This window comes from Pseudochelatococcus lubricantis (assembly GCF_011762225.1).
GTDB classification, from domain to species: Bacteria; Pseudomonadota; Alphaproteobacteria; order Rhizobiales; family Beijerinckiaceae; genus Pseudochelatococcus; species Pseudochelatococcus lubricantis.
In genome coordinates this window covers 165,880-188,275 of the sequence record NZ_JAASQI010000010.1, presented here as the reverse complement: position 1 = coordinate 188,275, position 22,396 = coordinate 165,880, and the positions used below count along the sequence as shown (strand labels likewise).

The 22,396-nt window shown below is 63.9% G+C and carries 17 protein-coding genes; 5 read left to right on the top strand and 12 right to left on the bottom strand.

Annotation, left to right across the window (positions count from 1 at the left end; genetic code table 11):
* Window positions 1-87: 87 nt before the first annotated feature.
* From FHS82_RS18350 to FHS82_RS18305, 10 genes are all read right to left on the bottom strand, one after another.
* Window positions 88-579 (bottom strand): hypothetical protein, encoded by a 492-nt coding sequence (locus tag FHS82_RS18350; RefSeq protein WP_166955613.1) that lies wholly within the window; start codon window positions 577-579, stop codon window positions 88-90.
* Between the two features lie 93 nt (window positions 580-672).
* A complete protein-coding gene (locus FHS82_RS18345; protein WP_208394323.1) occupies window positions 673-1,725 on the bottom strand; it encodes an acyltransferase family protein in 1,053 nt (350 codons plus the stop codon).
* A gap of 214 nt (window positions 1,726-1,939) precedes the next feature.
* Window positions 1,940-3,310, bottom strand: a complete 1,371-nt coding sequence (locus FHS82_RS18340) for an O-antigen ligase family protein (protein WP_166955609.1) — start codon at window positions 3,308-3,310, stop codon at window positions 1,940-1,942.
* Window positions 3,307-4,146 carry a WecB/TagA/CpsF family glycosyltransferase gene (locus FHS82_RS18335; protein WP_166955607.1) on the bottom strand — a complete coding sequence of 280 codons (840 nt, stop codon included), beginning with the start codon at window positions 4,144-4,146 and terminating at the stop codon, window positions 3,307-3,309. The genes FHS82_RS18340 and FHS82_RS18335 overlap by 4 nt, the downstream gene beginning before the upstream one ends.
* 31 nt (window positions 4,147-4,177) lie before the next feature.
* Complete coding sequence (locus FHS82_RS18330; protein WP_166955605.1) at window positions 4,178-4,948, bottom strand: polysaccharide biosynthesis/export family protein; 771 nt, start codon at window positions 4,946-4,948, stop codon at window positions 4,178-4,180.
* Window positions 4,939-7,125 (bottom strand): GumC family protein, encoded by a 2,187-nt coding sequence (locus FHS82_RS18325; protein ID WP_166955603.1) that lies wholly within the window; start codon window positions 7,123-7,125, stop codon window positions 4,939-4,941. Before FHS82_RS18325 ends, FHS82_RS18330 begins: the two co-directional genes overlap by 10 nt.
* A gap of 716 nt (window positions 7,126-7,841) precedes the next feature.
* On the bottom strand, window positions 7,842-8,879 hold the full coding sequence (locus FHS82_RS18320; RefSeq protein WP_166955601.1) for a FecCD family ABC transporter permease: 1,038 nt from the start codon (window positions 8,877-8,879) through the stop codon (window positions 7,842-7,844).
* Window positions 8,876-9,922, bottom strand: a complete 1,047-nt coding sequence (locus tag FHS82_RS18315; protein WP_166955599.1) for a FecCD family ABC transporter permease — start codon at window positions 9,920-9,922, stop codon at window positions 8,876-8,878. Before FHS82_RS18315 ends, FHS82_RS18320 begins: the two co-directional genes overlap by 4 nt.
* Window positions 9,919-10,902: a Fe2+-enterobactin ABC transporter substrate-binding protein gene (gene fepB / locus FHS82_RS18310; RefSeq protein ID WP_166955597.1), complete on the bottom strand. Its 984-nt coding sequence runs from the start codon at window positions 10,900-10,902 to the stop codon at window positions 9,919-9,921. Before fepB ends, FHS82_RS18315 begins: the two co-directional genes overlap by 4 nt.
* 1 nt (window position 10,903) lies before the next feature.
* On the bottom strand, window positions 10,904-12,982 hold the full coding sequence (locus FHS82_RS18305; RefSeq protein ID WP_166955595.1) for a TonB-dependent receptor: 2,079 nt from the start codon (window positions 12,980-12,982) through the stop codon (window positions 10,904-10,906).
* Between the two features lie 675 nt (window positions 12,983-13,657).
* On the opposite strand from FHS82_RS18305, the gene FHS82_RS18300 reads away from it, so the two are divergent.
* Complete coding sequence (locus FHS82_RS18300; protein WP_166955593.1) at window positions 13,658-14,437, top strand: helix-turn-helix domain-containing protein; 780 nt, start codon at window positions 13,658-13,660, stop codon at window positions 14,435-14,437.
* 45 nt (window positions 14,438-14,482) lie between these two features.
* Here FHS82_RS18300 and FHS82_RS18295 read toward each other — a convergent pair whose 3' ends face one another.
* Both FHS82_RS18295 and FHS82_RS18290 read right to left on the bottom strand, forming a co-directional pair.
* Complete coding sequence (locus tag FHS82_RS18295; protein WP_166955590.1) at window positions 14,483-15,763, bottom strand: NtaA/DmoA family FMN-dependent monooxygenase; 1,281 nt, start codon at window positions 15,761-15,763, stop codon at window positions 14,483-14,485.
* Window positions 15,760-16,584 carry an ABC transporter ATP-binding protein gene (locus FHS82_RS18290; RefSeq protein ID WP_166955578.1) on the bottom strand — a complete coding sequence of 275 codons (825 nt, stop codon included), beginning with the start codon at window positions 16,582-16,584 and terminating at the stop codon, window positions 15,760-15,762. Before FHS82_RS18290 ends, FHS82_RS18295 begins: the two co-directional genes overlap by 4 nt.
* A gap of 189 nt (window positions 16,585-16,773) precedes the next feature.
* Between FHS82_RS18290 and FHS82_RS18285 the strand changes: the two genes are divergently transcribed.
* From FHS82_RS18285 to FHS82_RS18270, 4 genes are all read left to right on the top strand, one after another.
* Entirely contained in the window at window positions 16,774-17,280 is a 507-nt protein-coding gene (locus tag FHS82_RS18285) for an RNA polymerase sigma factor (protein WP_166955574.1), read from the top strand.
* A 69-nt stretch (window positions 17,281-17,349) separates the two neighbouring features.
* Window positions 17,350-18,342, top strand: coding sequence for a FecR family protein (locus tag FHS82_RS18280; protein WP_166955570.1), 993 nt, complete (start codon window positions 17,350-17,352; stop codon window positions 18,340-18,342).
* Window positions 18,343-18,471: 129 nt separating this feature from the next.
* Entirely contained in the window at window positions 18,472-20,907 is a 2,436-nt protein-coding gene (locus FHS82_RS18275) for a TonB-dependent siderophore receptor (protein ID WP_246225424.1), read from the top strand.
* Window positions 20,908-20,978: 71 nt separating this feature from the next.
* Complete coding sequence (locus FHS82_RS18270) at window positions 20,979-21,947, top strand: alpha/beta hydrolase (RefSeq protein WP_246225423.1); 969 nt, start codon at window positions 20,979-20,981, stop codon at window positions 21,945-21,947.
* Window positions 21,948-22,396 lie beyond the last annotated feature (449 nt).

Below are 22,396 nucleotides of genomic sequence, written 5' to 3'. Positions count from 1 at the left end.
ATCCTGATCGTTCATCTGGCTGAGCTCCAAAATGTAGCCTTGAATCACGATCTCCCGAAGTTGGGAATCCCCTTTGTTAATTCCTCACTACGACCGAGCGTCCGCGCCACGCAACTGCTGCGCCGCGCGCAAGGCTTCATCCGCGCTCCCCACGATCACGGCCTTGCGGCGCAGCAGCGCCAGCTTCTCCACCCAGTGCATTCCCAGCCGCACCAGCGTCACGCGGCCGATGACGATGGCTGCCCAGACAATGCCGGCGCGCGTGGCCACGGACGTGAAGGTGGTCGTATCGAAGGCGATGAAGGTTCTGTCGATCACGCTCACGGCCAGGCTCGCCAGCACCACGCCGACTGTCACCTGCCGGATTTGTCGCGGCACCGACAGGTAGTGCTCGACGCGAAACGCGCCGCCCAGATTCATCACCCAGCCGTAAAGCACGACGTATATGCCGGCGTAGACGAAGAAGGCCAGGAAGTCCGGGGAGGGAACCGTGGAAGGAGCAATCAGCACCCCCGATACGATCATCAATCCGTCGAGGAGCATGACCAGCCTGTTAATCATGCCGTGGGTCCAGAGCATCTTCGCTTTCCTCCGATGAGCGCCTTGACGGATCGGTTTTAAATGAGGGTTTTACTTTGTAAAATTTACTCGATGAATTTTAATTGGCCCGGTCTATTTGGCTTGAAGAGCGCGCGCCAGCGGCCGGCTGGTGACGAGCGGGCGCTCGATGGTCCTGTAAATGACGATGGCGACCAGAACGCAGACCGCCACGGCCGTCAGGCTGAACGCCCACTGCAGAACGTCGCTGTTGGTCGGAAAGATGCGGCGCCAGAGCTGGCCGAACGCGGACAGGACCAGCGGATGCGACAGATAGAGGGAATAGGAGGCGCTCGCCAGCAGCTTGATGCCCGGTGCGCGAGGCACCCGGCCCGCCCGTTCGAGCCCCAATGCCGCCGCGAGCATGATGGCGGCTGGCAGCCCGAGACTGAGGATGCGCGGCAGGTCCGGCCACCTGTGAGGCAGCACGCCGATGGCGAGGCACGCGCAGATCAGCAGGACAAGGCACACGGTCGCATTCGGCCGCCATTGCGACCGCAGGTGCCAGGCGCAGAGCCACATCCCCAGCAGGAATTCGAGGATGATGCTCGACGTATAGAAAGACAGCGGAGTAGCCGGAGCGGGGCTGAGCACCTGCAATGCAACGATGGAGAGCAGCAATGCCGAGAAAGCATGCAGCCGCTTCTCTTCCGGAATCAACAGCGCGGCGCTGAACAGCAAATAGAAAAACATGATGTAGTTCAGCGTCCAGCCCGGGATGAGCAGCGGCTCCATCGTGCCGGTCGCCGGGTTGGGATACGGAATAAAGGCGAACGACGCCAGCACATGCCATGGATCGAAGCGCGCGCTTTGCACGAGACGCGGCGCTATCAGCATGACCAGAAGCATGAACGCCGTGAACAGCCAGTACAGCGGCACGATACGCCAGAAGCGCCGGAGAAAGAAGGCCCCGGGCGATTGCTGCTTGCCCAGCGTCGTCCGCCACATGATGAAGCCGCCGATAACGAAGAGAATATCCACGCCGCCGATGGGCTGGTAGAACCAGGTATCGGGCTGCCCCATACGCTCCAGCTGCGGCTGCAAATGCACGACGACCACTGACAGTGCGGCAAAGGCGCGTAAATACTGTATAGAAACATATTCAGACGGGATGGTTGGACCGTTCATGAGTACATGAACCTTCAATCTCGCGTGCATAATCTGATTATCGCTAGCCAAATATATTATAAATGTGTCAGATTCATTTCTCTCCTGAATTTGTAAAAAGAACTCAGCATGGCTTAGTACAAGACTAACATAGATTTGACACGCCGGATAACGCTGCAGAGGGAGTTCGGCTTCCGGCAGTACCGATCTCGCTTCTGGCGCCGGTGCGGCTCCGTCAGGCACTCCCGGAGGGCGCGTCCATCCGTCGCGCAATGCCGGAAAATGTGCGGATTTCCGGCTGGGCATAAGCGGCGATATAGACCGACACGGCCAGTACGGTAGCCATTTCCCCCGGAACGAAGACGAGCGGATAGATCGGAGAGGCCAGGATCATGAACAGGATATAGTCGTTCAGCGCCTTCGCGAACGGGGTGCCAGTCGCGGACGCCGTGCGATAGGTGATCAGGAAAGCCATGCCGTAGACCGCGCTGATCAGCAGCGCCCCGACGAGGCCGTACTCGAAGACGATGCCGAGCCATCCGAGGTCCGCAAGATAGAAGTTGGCGCTGCCGAGAATGTCTTCCAGCGTCACGCGGCTCAGGCGCGTCACGGCGCCGAGGCCGAACAGCCAGTTCGTCGCGCTGTCGCCGATGTAGTTGATCGCCGATTCGAACGAACGGACGCGCGTGGACAGCGATCCGCCGAGGCTTTCCCCGGCGCGCCCGAGCAACGGTTCCAGCGTCTGCACGAGCGCGAGGAATGCAATGGCCGTGGCCAGCAGGCCAAGCGACAGGGCAACCCGCCGCAACCGCTGCGGGAGCGCGCCCCAGACCACGATGACGAAGCCGGAAAGGATGGCCATGCGCTGCTTGTAGATCGTCACCAGCAGCACGAACAGCACGCCGATCAGCACGGCCGAAATCCATCCCGGCCGATCGGCAAACCGGCGCGCGAGGTAGAACAGGAACAGCATGCCGAAGAACATCGGCATGTAGATGCGATAGCCGCGTTCGATCTCGTACATCAGGAACTTGCTCTGCTCTTCGAGCGGCATATACCACTCGGACGGCGCCAGCACCCAGACCAGGAGCATGATGACGAAAGTCGCCGCGCCGAAGCCGAGCATGCAGCGCGCGATCGCGGCGGGGGACGGGCGCAACAGGAGCAGTATGAACGACAGCGAGAAATAGTAGGAAAAGGGCAGCACCTTGACGGTGGTCGCGAGAGCGTCGTCCAGGCCGTTGCCGAAATGGATCATCGACAACATCGGCGTCAGTCCGACTGTATAGGCGAACATGACGAGCATTATTCCCGTCGCGGGAAGACGTTTCGAAGCCAGACCGCCGATCGCCAGAGGCAGTGTGAGCAGCGGCCACGCTTTCGAAAGAAAGTACGGCGCCGGCCACTGGTGCATGTAGTGGAAGCTCTGGCCGAAGAACGGCAGCACCGCCAGCAGGATCAGCGCCACGACGCCGGCGTGCTCCCGGGTGGGCAGGTCGGCGGCGTTGCCGCGCAGGATGGGAGTGTGCGTGCCTGCCGGCCGCGCCTCGCGGGGAGAGCGGAAGAATATCCGGTACCCGGCGGGATGGGGCGGCGACGTCGTCATTCCCGCTCCCGGTCGCGGAGGCCGGATGCTCCACGGCCGCGCAGGAAAGCCCGCATCACGACGCCGAGCAGGGGCAGGGAATCGACGAATACGCGCTTTGCGTGCCCGCGCGGATTGATGAGCAGGCGATACAGCCATTCGAGGCCCAGATCCCGCCAGACCGGCGGTGCGCGGCGGGTGATGTCCGTCACGAACAGCAGCGAACTCCCCACGCACATGCCCACGCCGGTCGCCCGCCCGGCTTGCGCGATCCGGCAGGCGAGGATTTCCGACTGCGGCATGCCGACCGCCAGAAAAACGTAGCGCGCCGGATGCGTGTTGACGAAATCCACACACGCCTCGACCGCGGCCGGATCGCGGATAAAGCCCATCGGCGGAACATGCATGGACAGATGTTCGAGGTGAAACCGCTCACGCAGGCGGCCGTCCAGCTCCGCGGAGCCGCCGATGACCGTAACCGGATCCCCCGGCCTGATATGGTGCGCGAAAAGCCAAGCGGTCAGGTCGCTGCCCGCCACGAGAGGGATTTGCAGGCCGAACAACAGCCGCGCCAGCCTGCGGGCCACCTGGCTGTCGCAAAGGCGCATCCATGCGTGGTCATAGGCTGCGGCGAAATCCTTGTCGTCTCCCTTGTCCAGCTTCACGAAATGCTGCGCGTTCGGCGTCACGACATAGGCGAAGGGTGCCCGCGCGTCGCGCGCCGCTATGATTCCGGCGACCGCCTGCCGGTCGAGCGCGGTGAGGCGGACCCCGAGGAAGTCGAGTGCGGGCAACGCGGCGGATTGCACCGGGAGTGCGGCCGCTTCCGTGGAGATCAGGGTATCACGCGCGTTCATGTAGCGGTCTCGCGGGGCGGGGGGGCCAGCGTCAGGGAATGATCCCGCCGCTGGTCGTGCGGTATGCTCCCAATGTATAGGTGAAGTTGCGGTTGAACGGCACCACCCCTTCGACAAATTGCTTCATCCACTGGTTGAGTTCGGCAATCGAACTCTTGGGCACATAGAGCACGTCTCCCGACCGCAGGGGAACGTCCGCCGCTCCGCCCGTCTGGATGATCTCGCGGATGTCGATGGTCCTCAGCATGGGCTTGCCGTCGGGACTGCGCCGGATGACCGCCACCTGTCCGGGGCGCGCCTCATCGGAATAGCCGCCTGCTAGAAGTATCGCCTCAAGGCTGCCGATCTGCGTGTTCGTGAGCGGATAGGCGCCGGGCCGCGCCACCGCGCCGCCGACATAGACGCGGGACGACACCGCCTGTTCAAGCTCGACGGTGACCGGCTGGCTCGCCACGACGCCGCGTGCCGCGGCCCGCACGTTGCGCTCGATCTCCGGCACCGTCCGGCCCTCTGCCTTGAGCTGACCGCCGGCGACGCGGACGCCGATGAAGCCATCCGGCGTGACGGTGACGCTTTCGTCGAGTTCCTGGGTCACCAGGAACTTGATCTTGAGCTTGTCGCCCGCGCCGACCCTGTAGACGGGGGGCGAGTCGTTCCAGTCGGCGAAACCTTCGGGCTTCGCTTCCGTGAAGTCTATGTTGTGGCCGGTGCTGAGCGGAGCCTCGTTCCTGCTGCGGGAGGCACAGCCGGCGAGGAGCGCGCAGAGAAGCAGCACGCCGGCGGAACGTGTCGTCACGACCATTTGTAGAGCCTCTCCGGCAAGTAGAACTTTCTGCCCGTGAAGACAAAGCCGACGATGCCGCCGCCGGCATCCAGAATGAGATCGCGCAGCCAGAGGACCACAGGTCCGCGCGAACGCTCGGCCCGCACGACCAGCAGCGAGGCGTCGACCGCCGACGCCAGATATTGCGTTAGCGGAACGTTGTCGGAAGCGGCCATCGATAACAGCACCGCGTCGTATTGCGAGCGCAACGTGTCGAAGAGCTGCTGCGGGGAACCGGCGAGCGAATGCGGGTTGTCCAGCAGCGATGCGCCGGTCATCCGCGCGATATGGAGGCCGGCCACGGGCCCCTGCGACACAGGCACGCCGAGTTCCGCGAGGGCTGGCGCGACGGCGAGGGACCGCGTCTCGCCCGTCAGGACGGAGTTCGCAGCCGTTGTCTCGACCAGCAGCACCTTCCGTTGCTGCTTCACACATAGCTCGCAGGCCATCGCCTCGATCAGATGGCGCTTGTCGTCGGCCGCATCGACATCCGTCACCATCAGCACGGCGAGCGAACGGTCGTCGACCGGCGCGCCGAACAGCCGGGCCACCAGCGCGGACACGGTTACCTCCCGCTCCGCCGCGCCAGGGCTGAGGGCGCCATCCGGAAAAACCGCGAGAGCGGGCAGAAGCGTCTCCCGCTCCGCCTCGCCGGGGCTGATGAAGGTGGACCGCAGCACGGTCGCGCAGCCGACGGCGGCAGCGCCGAACAGCACGCCGCCGAACAGGCCGGCGATCAGGAACGGCAGGGCCATGTTGCGGCTGGTCACGGCGTCCTGCGGCGATTGCACGAGCCGCACGTTGGACCTGCGCTGCGCGACCGTCTCCTCGTTGATCTTCGCCGCTTCCGCACGCTGTACATAGTCCCTGTACGTCGTGTTGAGAATTTCCTGTTCCCGCGTCTGTCGGGTGAGCTGCCTGTCCGCGTCCAGCAATTCGCTCACGCGCTTCTCCGCCGCGGCATGCTGCGAGGCCAGTTCGGTCAGCTGCCGGTCGAGGGCGTCGCTTTCGATCTTCAGGGTGATGATCATGTTGCCGACGAAGGCGATGGCGGGGTTACGCACCTCGCTGTTCGTCCATATGGGCTGCCGCTCGGACTGGCGGACGCTGTCGCGGACCGCGGCAATCTGCCTGTCGATCGCCTGGACGGCGGGGTGACTGGCCGCATATTTGCCGAGCAGCTGTTGGCGTTCGGCCAGCAGTCTTGTCAGCAGATTGGGATCGTCGTTGGGGGCCGAGTTGCTGACCTGCCGGGAATCGAAAACCTTGTTGTCAAGGCCCGTCAGTTGCTCCTGGGCTCTGGCGAGTTGTCCGATGACGGCCTCGCGCCGCTCGCGGATCTGTCGCGTCCGCTGGAGCACGCTATCGACCTGATTGGCGGCCAGCACGCGATCCTGCGAGATGTCGATGATGTTCGCCGTCGCCTTGAGCTGGTGAATCTCGGCTTCCTTCGCCTCAAGCTGCGCCGCGAGCAGCCTGACCTGCTCGGCCAGCAAACCCGAGCGCGGGCTCTCGAACAGCGCCCGGCGATGATCGAGATATTTCCCGATCAGCGTATCCGTTACCCGGGCGGCGAGGGCGCGGTCCGTGTGGCTGAAATGCACCTGAATGATATTGGATCCCGACTGCGCCCTGACATCGAGCTGGTCGCGGAATCGCTGGATGAGCTGGTCTTCCGTGTAGGGCGGCCGAAGCAGGGAGAGAACGGCGCGCCACCGCCCCGTCGCGCCGGGAAACAGCGTTTCGGCGCCAATCTCGTCGATGGTGGCGCGGATGACATCGGAACTGCCGATGATGCTGACCTCGCTTTCCACCGCCTTCAATCCCTCGATGGACAGCAACGTCGGCACCGTCTCCGTCAGGTTTTCGCTGCCGACCTGCTCACGGGTGACGAGCACCATCAGCAAGCCTTCAGCCGTATAGACGGTATGGGTTTCGATGGCCGCCGAAATGCCGATCAGGATCGGGATGAGCGCGGCCAGAATGGCGATGCGCCGGTAGTAGGCGATGGTGACGAAAATGTCCCGCAGGGTAATGCGGTAGATAGCCGACCGCGGCCCGCGGTCGGGATAGGAGGACTGCTTGCCCGCGACGGCTCTGCTCTGCGGCGCAGGCTCGGACGAACCACGATGGACATTCGTGTGCTCGTGCGTCATCGACCCACACGACCGGTCTGCAGGCCAGATACGCGATCCACAGAGCAAGAGGCCGAGATCGGCCCGTCCGTCCTATTATGCATATTGAGCACCGCTGAGATTGCCGCGAGGTGCAGTCTTATTAGCATAACGGAATTGATTATAAACCATAGCGCAGAACATAGAGTAAACGCTATGCGCAGACAGGTAAGATATTCACGATAACAAACAGTGAGAAGGAATAATAATTTAACATATTGAAAAACAATAGTTATTTTCAATTTTTTAGCGATTGGACAAGGCGGCGCTGGAGGACAGCCTTCTGCCCGATTGGGGCCAATATCGGGGACGAATGTACATTCAACTTATGGGAAAACGGCATATTATTTATTGCTCATCAATAAGTTAATTAAATTTCCTGAGAATATCCCTTAGTATCCTTCAGTGCAGGCTGGTTTCAATAGAAACTTTTTGATATTCACCGGTCTATGTTGTCGAAAAGCTTCACTCTGCCGCGTTCTTCTGAATGCCGGGATGTCCGGATCGAAATCAGGCGGTACTTCGCCCGCGAATCGTCCGTTCGTGCCGACGCGACGGAGATCGGCCGGCGGGTAGGCAATGACAGCGCGGCAATCATACCAAAGCGCCCGATCGTCGACCGCTCGCGTGCGGGTTTTACTCAAGCGTCGCAACGGCCTGGCCGTATCTCGACGAGTTATCATCGTCGAGATACGCTATCAGACCTTCGGGCTGCGGGTGAGCAGCAGCAGGAGGTAGAAGCCACCCAGAAGGCCGGTCGTCAGCCCGATCGGCAGGCTGACGTTGAAGGGAAATCGCTGGCTCAGTAGATCGGCGGCGAGGAGAAGGACAGCGCCCATGCACGCGCCGGACACCAGCGGCACGCCGGGCGAGCGCGTCAGACGGCGGGCGAGCTGCGGGCCGGCGAGTGCGATGAACGCGATCGGGCCGGTGGCGGCCGTGGCAAGCGCTGTCAGGCCGACGGCGGTCATGACCATGACGAGCCGCGTTCGCTCCACATTGACGCCGAGCTGGCTCGCTGCGTCGTCGCCCATTTCCAGCAGGTCGATGCGTCGAGCGTGCAGGATGGCGACCGGCATAACGACTGCAAGGCCCACGGCGGCAGGCACGACGTGGAACCACGTGCGCGTGTTGAGGGAACCGGAGAGCCAGATCTGCGCGGCGGAGGCCCGGTCGAGGTCGCCCATGACGAGGAGGACGGTATTGACGCCGGACATGATCGCGCCCACGCCGATGCCGACCAGCACGAGACGGTAGCCGCCCGTGGAGCGCCCCTGCATCGAGAGCAGGAAGACGACTCCCGCCGTGCCCATGCCCGAAAGCGCCGCCGCCAGCGCGGTTTCGAACGGGCCGGCATTGAAGAGGATGATCTGCACGATGGCGCCCGTCGCAGCCCCGGTCGTGAAGCCGATGATGTCCGGAGAGCCGAGCGCGTTGCGGGAAATGGACTGGAAGATGGAGCCGGCCATGCCCAGCGCCGCGCCGACGAGCATCGCCGTCGCCACGCGCGGCAGCCGGATTCGCAGCACGATGCGGTCCGCCGTCGGGTTTTCCCCCGTGCCGAGGAGGCTGGAGAGAACTTCTCCGGGCGTGAGGGGCAGTGTTCCCGTTCCCATAAGCAGGATGCCCAGCGCTGCACCGGCAAGCGCGAGCAGGCCGCAGACGAGGGCCGCGCGCGGTCTCCACAAGACAGAGAGCGACCCGAGCCGAAGAACGGAGGGGAGGGCGGATTTCATAGTTTCGTCAGGCGGGATCTACGCACCACGGCGATCAGGAAAGGGCCGCCGATCAGGGCGGCGATGATCCCGGCCGCGACCTCCGAGGGTGCGGCGATGACCCGGCCGAGGATGTCGGCGCCTAGCAGCAGCACGGCTGCGAAGAGCGCTGAACAGGGCAGTATCCACCGGAAATCCGGACCTGTCGTCATCCGCGCGAGGTGCGGCGCGACCAGACCGACAAACCCGATCGGCCCCGCGCCCGCGGTCGCTGCGCCTGTCAGCAGCATGATCGACACGCATGCGAGAAACCATGTGGTGCGGACGTTCACCCCGAGCGCCCGGCCAAGGTCCATGCCCAGCGCCACGGCGTTGAGGCGCCCCGAGATGGCGAAGGCCGTCGCCAGTCCTGCCGGGACCGCGACGGCGAGCACGCCGACGACATCGAACCCTCTTCCTTCTATCGACCCCGCCGACCATTTCCGGAAATCGTCGAAAACCGCCAGCGGCGCGTTGATGATGACGATCCCCGTGATCGCCGTCAGCATGATCGACAGACCGGCGCCGGCCAGCACGAGGCGCACCGGGTTGGTGCCCGTCTCGTGCGCACGGCCGAGAACGAAGACGGCGATGCCGGCGAAACCCGCACCAGCTATGCCGAACCAGACGTATTGCGTCATCGACGTCAGATCGAAGGCCGCGATCCCGATGACCACGGCGACCGCTGCCCCGGCATTGATGCCGAGCAGGCCCGGTTCCGCAAGCGGATTGCGCGTCGCCGCCTGCATGATCGCCCCCGCGGCACCCAGAGCCGCGCCGGCAAGCAGGGCGACGATGGTGCGGGGGACGCGCAGTTCCCGTATCACCAGATGCCGGTCGTCATGGATGTCGTAGGCGACGAGCGCATCGAACGTCGCGCCCAGCGGAATGGGCCGCGAGCCGACGATCAGGCTGCAAAAGGCGGCGAGGCCGAGCAGCAGGAGCCCCCCGGCAAGTACCCGCAGGCGCTTCCGGCGCCGGTGCGACAGTGGGGCCTCGGCGATTCCTCCCGCACGGACCGTCATGACTTGCGGAAATAGCCGGCGACGGTGTCGATGAGCTGGCGCCCGGAGTAATAGTCGACGCGGAAGGAGGTCGGCCCCAGCGGGTAGACGCGCCGGTTCCTGACGGCGGGCAGATTGGCGAGGACCGGATCGGCGAGAAACGTCTCGACGTCCTTCTCCGTGCCGTTCAGCAGGAAGACGGTTTCGCCGGCGATGGCGGACGACAGGGTCTCGCGGGAGACGAACCCGAAGTCAGAGCCTCTGTATGCCGGATCCGCCCGGATGTGCTCTGGCAGGCCCGCCACCTCGAAGCCGAGCGCCTTGAGAATTTGCGCATGGGGACTGGTGGCGCGGCTGACCGAGTAAGTGCCGGCGAGATTGTATCCGACGATGGTGACCGGACCAGCCGGCGGGGTTATGGATGGGGCGACCCCGGCGGCATAGTCGTCGAAACGCCTGATGGCCGCCGCTGCCTCTGCCTCATGCCCCGTGGCCCGGCCGATTTCGGTTGCGATTTCCTGCCAGGGTCGATTGAAATAATTGACGACGATAGTCGGGATACCCTGCGCCCGAAGCTCCGGATAGTGTTGAAGGGCGGTGTCGGCGCCTCCGGCCGAGACGATCAGCAGATCGGGGTTCCAGCCTATCACGGATTCGATATCGAAATTCAGGTTGGAGTATAGAACCGCGACGCCGCGCGCGTCAGCCACCTCGGCCCATTGGGAAAAGTAGCCTTTCCCGTCCGTCAGGCCGCTGGGCGTGGTGGCTGCGGTCGCAACGATCGGAACATCGATGGCGAGCAGAATGCCGGTGAGACTTGGCGAGGTCGAGACGATCCGCGCGGGCTTTGCCGCAAGCGTGATTTCGCCCGCTGCGTGCTTGATCGTCCGCGGCCAGCCGGTTTCCTGCGCAGGAGCGGCGGGCGCGGGCAGGTGGAGCGCCAGGGCCGCTGTCACGGCCAGAAGGGCGCGGCGGAGCGCATCTGTCCGGTTGTCACGCATCTCAGAATGCACCCTTGACGCCGACACCGAAGGTGCGCGGCATGGTCATGCTCGCTTCGATGCCGCCCGTCACGCTGCGGTTCTGCTGAAGGTATGTCGGTGCCCGCTCGTCGAAAACGTTTCGGACATAGCCGTAGACCTGCAAGTGCTCATGGACCTGATAACTCGCCTGGGCATTGGCGATCGTATAGGACTTGACCTTGTATTCGGCCGAGTTGGCGACGTTGGAGTAAGAGCCGCCCGTGTGGCGGAGATCGGCGGACACGTTGAACTTGTCAGTGACATCCCAGCTCGCGCCGAGGCTAAACATGTAGCCGGGCGCCTTCGGGAACTCGTTGCCCGCGTAGTCAGGATTGCTCGACACTTCCTCGATTTCGGTGCTGAGCAGGCCAGCGCCCGCCCTGAGCGTCAGGCTGTCGAGAACCCGGTAGTCGAACCCGACCTCAAGGCCGTAGGAATGAGCCTTCTCGGCGTTGATGGTGTACGATTCAAAGACGCCCGGCGAAATGACGACGGGGATATTGTACTGCGCATTCTTGAAATCCGTGTAGAACAGGTTGCCGTTCAGGTTCAGCCTGCCATCGAGGATGCTCGTGCGCGTGAACAGCTCGTAGTTCCAGAGCGACTCGTCCTTGAAGGTCAGCCAGCGCCCCGAGCTGAGGTTCAGCGCGACGCCGCCGGGATTATAGCCGCGGCTGACGAGCGCGCCGACGGTCCAGTCCGGCGTCACATCGTAGGACAGCGAGACCTTGGGCAGAAGCGCCGAAAACGTCTTGTCGAAATCAAGGGGTATGCGGCTATAGACTGTCGTTCCCAGACGCTCGACCTGATCCTGCTGATACCTCAGCCCGCCGGTGAGCCGCCATTTGTCGGTCAGCTTGTAGGTCAGCTCACCGAAGATGCCGAGATTCCGCTTGGTGTCATCGAAGGTCGAGGTGCCGCCGACATACAGATTCTCGTCGGATTGCGTGTGCGCGTAGTAGAATCCCGCCATACCGCTCAGAACATCATCGGTGCTGCCGTAGGTGATCCGCGCCTCGTTGGAGGCATTCCACTGGTCGATATCCGCATCGCCATTGCCGCGAACATTGGCTACGCGGTGCACGGTCGAGTTGCTATATTGCGTCTGATTGAAGAACTTGAATCCGTTGGAGAAGTCGTAGCTGACGTCGAGGATCCCGATGTTGGTGTCCTGCTTCCACGTCGGCATCGTCGCCGCGTTGCTGTTGAGGTCACTGAACGGCCGGGTGGCCGCCTCCTGAGTCGGCCGGTTGCTTGAATTGTACGAATAGGTGAATTTCGCTTCGAGGCCCGGGATCGTGGTGGGCTGCCAGAGCAGCTTGAGGCGGGCATTGACGTTCTGGAAGTCAAGATTGGTATCGCCGGGTACGAAGCCCGGATTGATGTAGTCGATGAACGTATCGCGGCCGGAATAGTCGAGCGCGATGCGCGCCGCCAGTTCATCCTTGACGAGGGGACCCGAGAGCATGAACGAGGCCCGCTTCGTGTCGTAGCTGCCGAACTCTGTCTGATAGGCTGCCTCCGGCGTAAAGGTCGGATCGTTGGTGTTGACGATGATCGCGCCAGCAGTCGCGTTCGCGCCCTGCGACGTCGTCTGCGGGCCGCGGAATACCTCGATGCTTCTGACGTCCCAGACCGATGTCGTGCCGAAATAGAACTCGTTGAAGTTCAGGTAGTGCCCATCGACGTTGACGGGCGCGCGCGGCACCGTGCCGGCGAAGAAGGCGCCCGCGCCGGAGTTGGGCCCTTGCGTATCCTGGCCGCGGATAACCGGCGCGCTGACCGAATCCGGAAAGACCACGTTCGGCACGCCCTGGATCGCTTCCGTGACCGAAGTCGCCCCCACCTTGCGCGCGATGTCCTTCGCCGTCAGCACAGTGACCGAACTGGCGGTCCTTTGCAGGCTGCGCTCGATTTTTTCGCCGCTGACGGTGATTTCCGGCAGTTCGAGAACGGCGCCCGCGTCGTTCTCCTGTGCAAGGGCCGGCGCTGCGAGGAGCGCCAGCGCCGCGATGCTCGCGCTGCCGAGCAGATATCGCGCGAAAGAATTCAATCCCATATTCGTCCCTCACCATCTGATCGGTCGATGGGCAACCGCCGGCTCCAACTGCTGGCTTCTGGTGATCTCGAAACGGAAACCCGAAAGTGTGCGGCGGCGCGATACGCCCCGTCGCCGTCCGTCGCACGTGGCTGCGCCTCATTACATTCCACATGCCAGAACGCATTCCGGAAAACAATTGCGTGAACCTGCAATTGGAAGAAAAAGCCCGTTTGGCGGCCTCTATATGACCTTTGTGCAACACCGGGACTTGGCAAAGCGGGTAGATCGGCAAAAGAGAGAGCGCAAAAGGTTGTGAAAATACTGTAATTACTCTAATTTTGAAAATGGAGATCGAATCGGCGATTATCCGCGTGCATGTTCTTTACTCGGCGTACAGCCGGGGCGGGGATGCGCTCCTGCAATATCCATGATGCATGCGGAGGCAACGGATTGATCCTTTACAAGAGTCGCTGCCGGATTGCGGCAGACGGAAGAAGGATCCGGCTACGGATCGCGGCAAACGGATTTGCCTTGCGCATGAATCTGCGATGAAACCGTGCGTTTCCGGTGATAAACAGCAACCCGTCCGGGTCGCGCCGCCGTCGTCCACGCTATTCCAGCCCTGTCGTTGAATGCCATGACTGTGTTTCCAGACCCCTTCTGTTTTCCGCCCGCCGATAAGGAGTCCCAGCCGTGAAGCCGAATCAACCCGGCAGCAAGGAACGCGACCGGGACAAGCGTTCCGGGACCATCCAGTCCGTGTCGATTGCGGCGCGTTTCCTTGAAATACTGGCGAAGGCGGAGGGGGCTATGGCCCTCAACGAGCTTGCCCGGCAGGCTCAGACCGGCCCTTCCACGGCGCACCGCTATATGCAGAGCCTCGTTCGGGAGCGGCTGGTGGCGCAGGACGAGGCGACGGGGCGATACGACCTCGGCCCGGCCTCGCTCAGCATCGGAATCCGCGCGATGCGGCGCATCGAGCCGGTGGAGGTGGCCGCCAGGCTGATGCAATCCCTCGCTTCCCGCATCGCGGCCAGTTGCGGCGTCGCGGTGTGGACCGAACGCGGCCCCACGGTTGTGCGCTGGTACCGCAGCACGGATTTTTCGATCAGCACGGTCAGCCTCGGCGATGTGCTGCCCCTCGACAACACCGCCTGCGGGCTGGTTTTTCAGGCCCATCTGCCTCCCAAAGCCATCTCGGCCGCACGCAAAATGCAGCCTGCGTCCTTCAGGGGGCAGACGCCGAAGCCCGACGCGCTGGAAGCCGTCCGCCGAGCCGGCGGCGCGGAATTGAACGAACACCTGTTCTCGGCCCTGACTGGCAAGGCGGCTCCCGTCTTCAATGTACAGAACGAAATCGCCTGCGTCGTCACGACTGTCTCCTTCGTGAAGACGGCCGAGGCGGAAGGCCACCGCGCGGCCCTTTTCGAGGCGGGGAAGCAGGCGACGCTGGATGCGGGAGGTGGCGGCTGAGAGTTGCCGTTCCCTGCCTTATCGGGGCCGGGGCGGCTTTTCCCGTCAGCCCATGCCCAGATGTCCGCGCAGCGTGGAGCCCTCGTAGTCCTTGCGGAACAATCCCCGCTCCGCAAGGGCTGGCACCAGTTCGTCTAGGAACAGCGCGAGCGATTCCAGCGAGCCGCCCGGGAGGGCGATGAAGCCGTCAATCGCGCCGGCCGCGTGCCACTCGATGATGTCGCCCAGCACGTCATCCACGGTGCCGACAGAAACCCAATGGGCCGAGCCGACGACCTCGGGCCGCGACAACAATTCCTCCACCGTTGGATTGTTGAGCGCGATGAAGCGGCGCAGCAGATCGGCATGGGTGCGGCTGCGAACGGGCAGGCCGCTCGCCGGGAGCATATCGGGCGTCACCCGACCGTCGGCCGGCAGGTGGCCGATGTCGAGCCCAAGGATGGATTTCACAGCATCGCAGCGATGCCGGCGTGTCAGATGCGCATGCGCCCGCCTGTGCATCTCCCATGCCTCCTCCCGGGTTGCGGCGAGGAAGAAGTACAGGCCCGGCAGCACGCGGACGGCGTCCGGCGACCGTCCGTGCCGCGCCGCGCGGCTGCGGAGATCGGCGCGCAGTTCGATCGCGGCCCCCATGTCGGGCGTTGACGCGAACGTGGCATCCGCCACCGACGCCGCGAATTCCCGCCCGATGTCGGAAGCGCCTGCCTGGAACAGCGGCGGCGGCCCGGCCGGATGGGCCGGCACATTGAGCGGACCTGCCACGCTGAAGAACTCCCCCCTGTGGCCGACAGGCGCGATGTTCGCCGCGCCGGCCGGCGCGGCGAGGGGGTAGCTTTGCCAGAGCCGCCGGACAACGTCGGTGAATTCCCGTGCCTTGCGATAGCGGACATCTGTCGGCGGCATCGGCGTATCGCCGAAATTTTCCGCGCCCTCGATGGACGTGACGATGTTCCATCCCGCTCGCCCGTTGCTGATCCAGTGCAGGGACTGAATCTGGCGGGCCACGACGTAGGGCGGGTTAAAGGTGGTCGAGGCGGTCGTGACCAGGCCGATCCTGTCGGTCTCCCGCGCGATCGACGCGAGCATGACGGTCACGTCGAGGCCCACGATGGCCGGCGTCGCCGCCGCGATGCCGGAGCGTATCACGAGCGTATCCGGTTTGAAGACGAAGTCCAGCTTCGCCTTTTCCGCAGCTCGCGCCAGTCCGGCGTAGAAGCCGGCGGGGTCACGTACTTGCGCTTGCCCCTCGGCGGCGTCAGGGCCCCTGCCGAGCAGCCACGTTTCGGAAAGGCATAGTCCAATGTGAAGCTGTCCGGCCACCGTCATGCCGGCCGCCTTTCTGTTCCGGTCTGGCGAATGCGTGCCGTCGCTCTTCCTATCGGCACGACGAGCGGTGTCAGGGAGACGGGATCGGGAACGACGACGCACGGCAGATCGAAGACACGCTCGACAAGCTGTTCGGTGACGATGTCCGAGGGGGCGCCCTCGGCCACGATCGCGCCGTCCCGCATGGCGATGAGACGGGTGGCGTAGCGGCACGCCTGGTTGAGATCGTGGAGGACCGCGACCACCGTGCGGCCCTCGCCGTTGAGGTCGGACAACAGGTCGAGAAGCTCTATCTGGTGGGCGATGTCGAGGAACGTGGTCGGCTCGTCGAGCAGCAGGATCGGCGTTTCCTGGGCCAGCACCATCGCGATCCAGACCCGCTGGCGCTGGCCGCCGGACAGCTCGTCCACGAGCCGGTCCGACAGCCCGGAAACCCGGGTCGCCTCCATCGCCGCGACAACGGCCCTGTCGTCGGCTGTCGACCATTGCCGCAGGAACGACTGATGCGGATAGCGGCCACGCGCCACGAGGTCGGCCACGGTGATGCCGTCCGGGGCGACGGAACTCTGCGGCAGAAGGCCGACCCGGCGGGCGAAAGCGCGGGCGGGGAAGTCGGCGACATTCCTGCCGTCCAGCACCACCTTTCCCGCCGCAGGCGCCAGCAGCCGCGACAACGCCCGCAGCAGGGTAGACTTGCCGCAAGCGTTCGGGCCGACGATCACCGTGAAGGAGCCGTCCGGAATCGCGACGTCGAGATTCGCCGAAATCGTCCGCTCGCCGTACCGCAGCGTCACCGACTCGGCATGGAGACGATATTGCATGGCGGAACGATATCCATAATGTGGAAGATGGGATAGCCCTTTTCCGACTTCCCCGCGGGTGTTTTCATTCCGTCTCTGGAATCAGTCTAAATAATTGCGATTGAAAGATGTTTTCGTATTCACTAGTCTGCGCCGGTGCCATTGCGCGCCTGCCGTTCAACGCGGGCGGCATTTCCCTGCAGCATGTTGATGACAGCCAGAAGCGACGAAATCAAACGCCTGTACGCTGACGAGCGCGCGAGGCTCGAACGTCAGATTTGCCGGAAGATCGGCTGCACGGCGACCGCGTGCGATCTCGTGCAGGACATCTTTCTCCGCATCTGGGAGAAGGCCGTCGATTGCACGGGCAATTCATCCGCGTTCCTGACGCGCTGCGCGCGCAATGCCGCCATCGATCACATCCGCGCGGAAAAGACCCGGCACGCCTTCTTCGGTGCGCTCGCGCCTGAGCAGTATGCCGCGCCGTCGGCATCGCCCTTCGACATTGTCGCGGCGCGGCAGGACATCCGTAACGTCGATGAGGCGCTCGCGGCGCTTCCGAAGCGCACGCGGCATATCTTTCTCCTGAACAGGATCCATGGTAGGAGCTTCGCCGAGATAGCGTCCGTGTTCGGCATCTCCGAGCGGGCCGTGGCGAAGCATATGGCGCGTGCCGTGGCGGCGTGCGAAAGCATCCCGGCCGGCGATACCGGGTAGGAGCCTGCCTGCGATCCGGCGGATGATGCGCCTGCGCGTGTATTGAAACGGAATCCGTTTATCAGGCCCATGAGCAGTCAGGACCCCACAGAGCCGACCGAGACGGATGTTCGCAAGGAAGCGCGGCAATGGCTCGTGCGCCTGCTCGATTCGCCGACGGACGCCCAGCGCGAGCGGTTCGAGCGCTGGCGGAAAGCCGATGCGGCCCACGACGAGGCGTTCCGCAAGGTTGAGGCCGTCTGGCGCGCAACCGGGAAACCGGGGGAGCGGCTCGCCGCGCGTGAGGCCGACGAACTCGCCGTCTATCTCGACGCCATGGATCGGCTGAAAGGGCAACGCGGGACGTTACGCCGTCTCACGGCCCTTTGCCTCGCGCTCGCCCTGCTGCTTGCGGGCGGAATATGGCTCGAACGGCCCGGCCTTTTCCAGAATATGCTGGCGGACTTCAAGACCGAGCGCGGCGAGCGGCGGCTGGTCAACCTTCCGGACGGATCGACGGCGCTGCTAGACGCGGACAGCGCGCTCGCGGAAGAGTACCGCGACGGGGAACGCCGGGTCCGGCTGATGCGGGGCGCGGCATTCTTCGACGTGGTGTCGTCGCCGGTTCCGTTTGTGGTCGCGGCGTCCGGCGGGGAGGTGCGGGTGCTGGGCACGCGCTTCGACGTGCACCTGCTCGACGACGGTGGTCTCGTGACGCTGGAGCGCGGGCGCGTCGCGGTCAGGAGCGGCCGGGCTGCCGACGACGCCGTTCTTGAGGCGGGCCAACAGGTTCGCTTCGGCCCGGCCGGGGTTGGGCCGGTCACGCGCGTCGATCTGGAGGAGGCGCTCGCCTGGCGCAACGGCCGCCTCGTCTTCTATCGCGCGCGCCTCGCCGAGGTGGTGCGCGAGATCGAACGTTATCGCCGCGGGCGGATTGTGATCGCCACGACGGAACTCGCCGGGGAGCTTGTGACGGGGAGCCTTTCCCTCGCCGATACGGATGCGGCGCTGAATTCACTGCAGGCAAGCGTCGGTTTCCGCATGAACACGGTAGCCGGCCGGCTCACCGTGATCGGACCGTAACGAAAAAAATCGCGCCGCGCGGTTCAGTGAAGCGGCTTCTCGCACGTGAAGGAGACAAAGGCACGGAATACCGCACTTCATGTGCTGCCCGCGCCCGGCATGTTTCACGAGCGAGAAGGGCTGCTATCGATGAGAAGGAACGGGGCGGGGCGGAAGAGCTTCCTGCTGGCGGCGCTGTTGCTGGCCGCGAGCGCCGGCGTTTCGGTTACGGCCGTCCATGCGCAGCAGCGGGCAGCGCAGAGGCAGTTCGATTTCAACATCCCTGCCAAGCCCGTTACCCAGGCGGTCAACGACATCGGCCGCGTAGCAGGTCTTTCCGTGGTATTCAGGGAAAACCGGCCGATTGCGGCCATGGGCCGGGCTGTGCGCGGATCGCTGACCGCCGATCAGGCACTCGCCATGCTGCTCGCCGGTACCGGCCTGACATACCGGTTCAGCAATGCCGGCACGGTCCAGATATTCGACCCGTCGGCATCGTCGGAAAATGGCGCCGCCCTGGCCGACGACGGTTCCACCGTGCTCGACACCATAGAGGTGGCGGGCGTCCGGGGCGACGGCACGCGCGGTTATGTCGCCACGCGCAGCAGCGCCGGCACCAAGACCGACACACCGCTGATCGAAACGCCGCGCTCGATATCGGTCGTCACACGCCAGGAACTCGACAACCGCGGCGTGCAGAGCGTGCCGGAAGCGGTGCGCTATACGTCGGGCGTGACCACCGGCGCCTTCGGCTATGATCCGCGCTTCGACCAGATCTACATCCGCGGCTTCGCGACCACGACGCTGGGCGACTATCGCGACGGGTTGCGCCAGATTAGCGGCGGCTATGCGACTTTCCGGACCGAGCCTTACAGCCTCGATCGCATCGACATCGTCAAGGGGCCGGTCTCCGTGCTCTACGGTCAGGGCACGCCGGGCGGGCTGATCGATCGACAGTCCAAGCTGCCCACCGAGGAAGCCCATCACGAGATCGAGGCACAGGCCGGCAGCTATGGCCGCCTGCAGGGTGCTTTCGATATCGGCGGGCCTGTCGATCCGGACAGGAAGTTTCTCTATCGCATCGTGGCGCTGGGGCGCGCGGGCGAGACCAACTACGATATCGAGGACAGGCGGCTCCTGCTCGCGCCTTCCTTCACCTGGCGGCCGACGGACGGCAGTTCGCTGACCGTCTACAGCCTCGCCCAGCAGGACGAGACGGACTCCAACGTCGCGATGATCAACCGGAACAGCCGTACATCCAGTTTGCGCGCGAGCGACCCGAACTACGATTACCAGAAACAGAAACAGTTCCAGATCGGTTACAACCTCTCGCATCGCATCAATGACGTCTGGACGCTGCGCCAGAACTTGCGGTTCGGAGTCGTGGATCTCGACAGCCGCTATCTTACCGGAGGCGTCACGGGGGGCGGCTTCGCGAACGCCTCCTCGTCGGTCTACCGGCGCGGGACCGCGGCCGTCGTCGAGCGCTTGCGGACTTTCCAGGTCGACAATCAGGCACAGGCCGATTTCGCCACCGGATCGCTGCAGCACACGTTGCTCCTCGGCCTCGACTACGCCCACATGAACTCGCGGTTCGACACCGGCACGAGTGCGGCCAATCCGGCATTTGCGCTGGACGTGCTCAATCCTTACTACGGGCTCAGCGGTGCGACGCCGGCAATCACCAGCCGCACGAACACGGACTTCGATCAGGTCGGTCTCTATGCGCAGGACCAGATCAGGCTCGGCAACTGGCGTCTGTCGCTGGGCGGGAGGCAGGACTGGACGGACAGGACACAGACGAACCTGCTGACGGGCGGCGTCAACAGCAAGCGCAACGACGACGCCTTCAGTTACAACGCGGGCCTGCTCTACCTCTTCGACAACGGCATTGCCCCCTACGTCAGCTACAGCACCTCGTTCCAGCCGACGAGCAGTCTCGACCGCGACGGCAGGGTGCTGGAACCGTCCGAAGGCGAGCAGCTCGAAGCCGGCGTCAAGTACCAGCCGGCGGATGGCCGTCTGTCCCTGACGTTGTCGGCGTATCAGCTCATTGAAAAGAACGCGGCCAAATATGCCGGATTCAACGGGGCAACCGGGCAATACTATTATGAATCGATCGGCAGGATACGGACGCAGGGCATCGAGGTCGAGGGCAGGGGAAAGATAACGGACTCACTTGAGGCCATCGCCTCCTATACCTTCGTCGATGCCGAGATCACCCGCTCCAACACGGCGGCCGAGATTGGCAAGGTGCCGGCGGTGACGCCGCGCCATGCCGCTTCGCTCTGGCTGAGCTATACTGTGCAGTCGGGTGCCCTGGCCGGGCTCGGCGGCGGCATAGGCGTGCGCTATATAGGCGAAACCTGGGGCAACAATACCAATACCATGCGCAACGACGCCTACACGTTGCTTGACGCTTCCCTCCGCTACGATCTCGGCGGGCTCGACGATCGGCTCACCGGCTTCAGCGTTGCTGTCAATGCCACGAACCTGACCGACAAGCGGGCCGAGATTTGCAATGCCGGCACCTGCTATCTCGGCCAGGGCCGCACAGTGCTCGGCACGCTCAAGTACAAGTGGTGAGGTTTTCCGTGTTGCCGCTCCGCGCGGCAGGGCGCTTTTTCGCACGACGGCATTCGGAGGGATGGATGGGAATGGCAGCCAACATGGGGGAGCGCGCTGAATCGCTCCTGCCGGCAACAGTGAAATTTCTGCTCGCGGTGGCGGCATCCTTTCTCCTCGCGATAACGGTTGCGGAAGCCTCGCCGGCGGCGCAGGCAGTGCCGGTGCCCGATACGGTCTACTTCGACCTGCCGCCGCGCGCTGGCGGCGCGCCCTACCGGATATTCCTGCGCGTGCCGGCCAGCCCCGCGCCGGCACAGGGCTGGCCTGTGCTCTATGTGCTGGACGCGAATGCCGTGATCGGCACCGCGGCGGATATCCTGCGCGTTCAGGCATCCTATCCGCTCGGGACAGGTATCGGCGATGGCGTCGTCGTCGGCATAGGCTATCCGACGGAGGGCGCGTACGACAGCGTACGGCGCTCGTGGGATATGGGGCCGCCGCCGGGGCGCACCTATCCGCCGCATACGCCCGCCGGTCCGCCTGTGCGCACCGGCGGGGCCGACGCATTTCTGGCGTTCGTCGAGGACGACCTGAAACCCGAGATCGGCCGGCGCGTGACCATCGACCCGGCAAGGCAGGCGATCTTCGGTCATTCCTTCGGCGGTTTGTTCGTTCTCCACGCCTTGTTCCGCAAGCCCGAGGCGTTCTCCGTGTGGATTTCGGCAAGTCCCGCCATCTGGTGGGAAGGGGGTGGCATCGTCGGGGAGGCACGGCGCTTCGTCGCAGACGCGAACGCCGGTCGCGCAGGCCGCCTGCTCCTGATGGCCGGCGAATACGAACAGCAGCTTGCGCCGTTTCAACAGGGGGCGCCCGATGCGGACAAGCGCCTGAAAAGATTCGCGGAAAGCCGCATCGTCGACAACGCGCGTGAAATGGCGGCCCTGCTTGCGGCCGTGCCCGGCTTCAACGCCTCGTTCCGGCTTCTGCCGGGCGAGAGCCATATGTCGGTGCTGCCCCAGGCGCTCAACCTCGCCGTGCGTTCTGCGTTCGGCCGATGAGTGCCCTTGCGGCGCTTACGCCGGCGCGGGCCGGCGATGCCCAGCCAGATCGGGAGCGGAACCCTTCCGCCGCGAGAATGCTTTTCCGCCAATTGGCATGGCTCCCGGTACGAGTTTTCGTCAAATAAAAATAAATTTATATTATAATTTACTTATTATAGATATTTTTATATTTAAAATATACATTATAATAAATATATGTTGGCGAACTCGGCATGGAGGCTGCCGGGTTTATATAAGATTTTTATGTCTTTCCCGATTTTCCCCTCTCGAACCTATATGCGGTTCCGCGCCATATTCCCGCCGAAATCCGGATCCCCCGCAATGCAAGATATTGCGAGGGGCAATGTCCGTCATCGCGCGCGGAGGATAAACCTGTTTCCCCGCGCGCGATGGATCAACAACGGTGCAGGAGCGATGAACGATGGATGTCGTGGTGCTCGCAATAG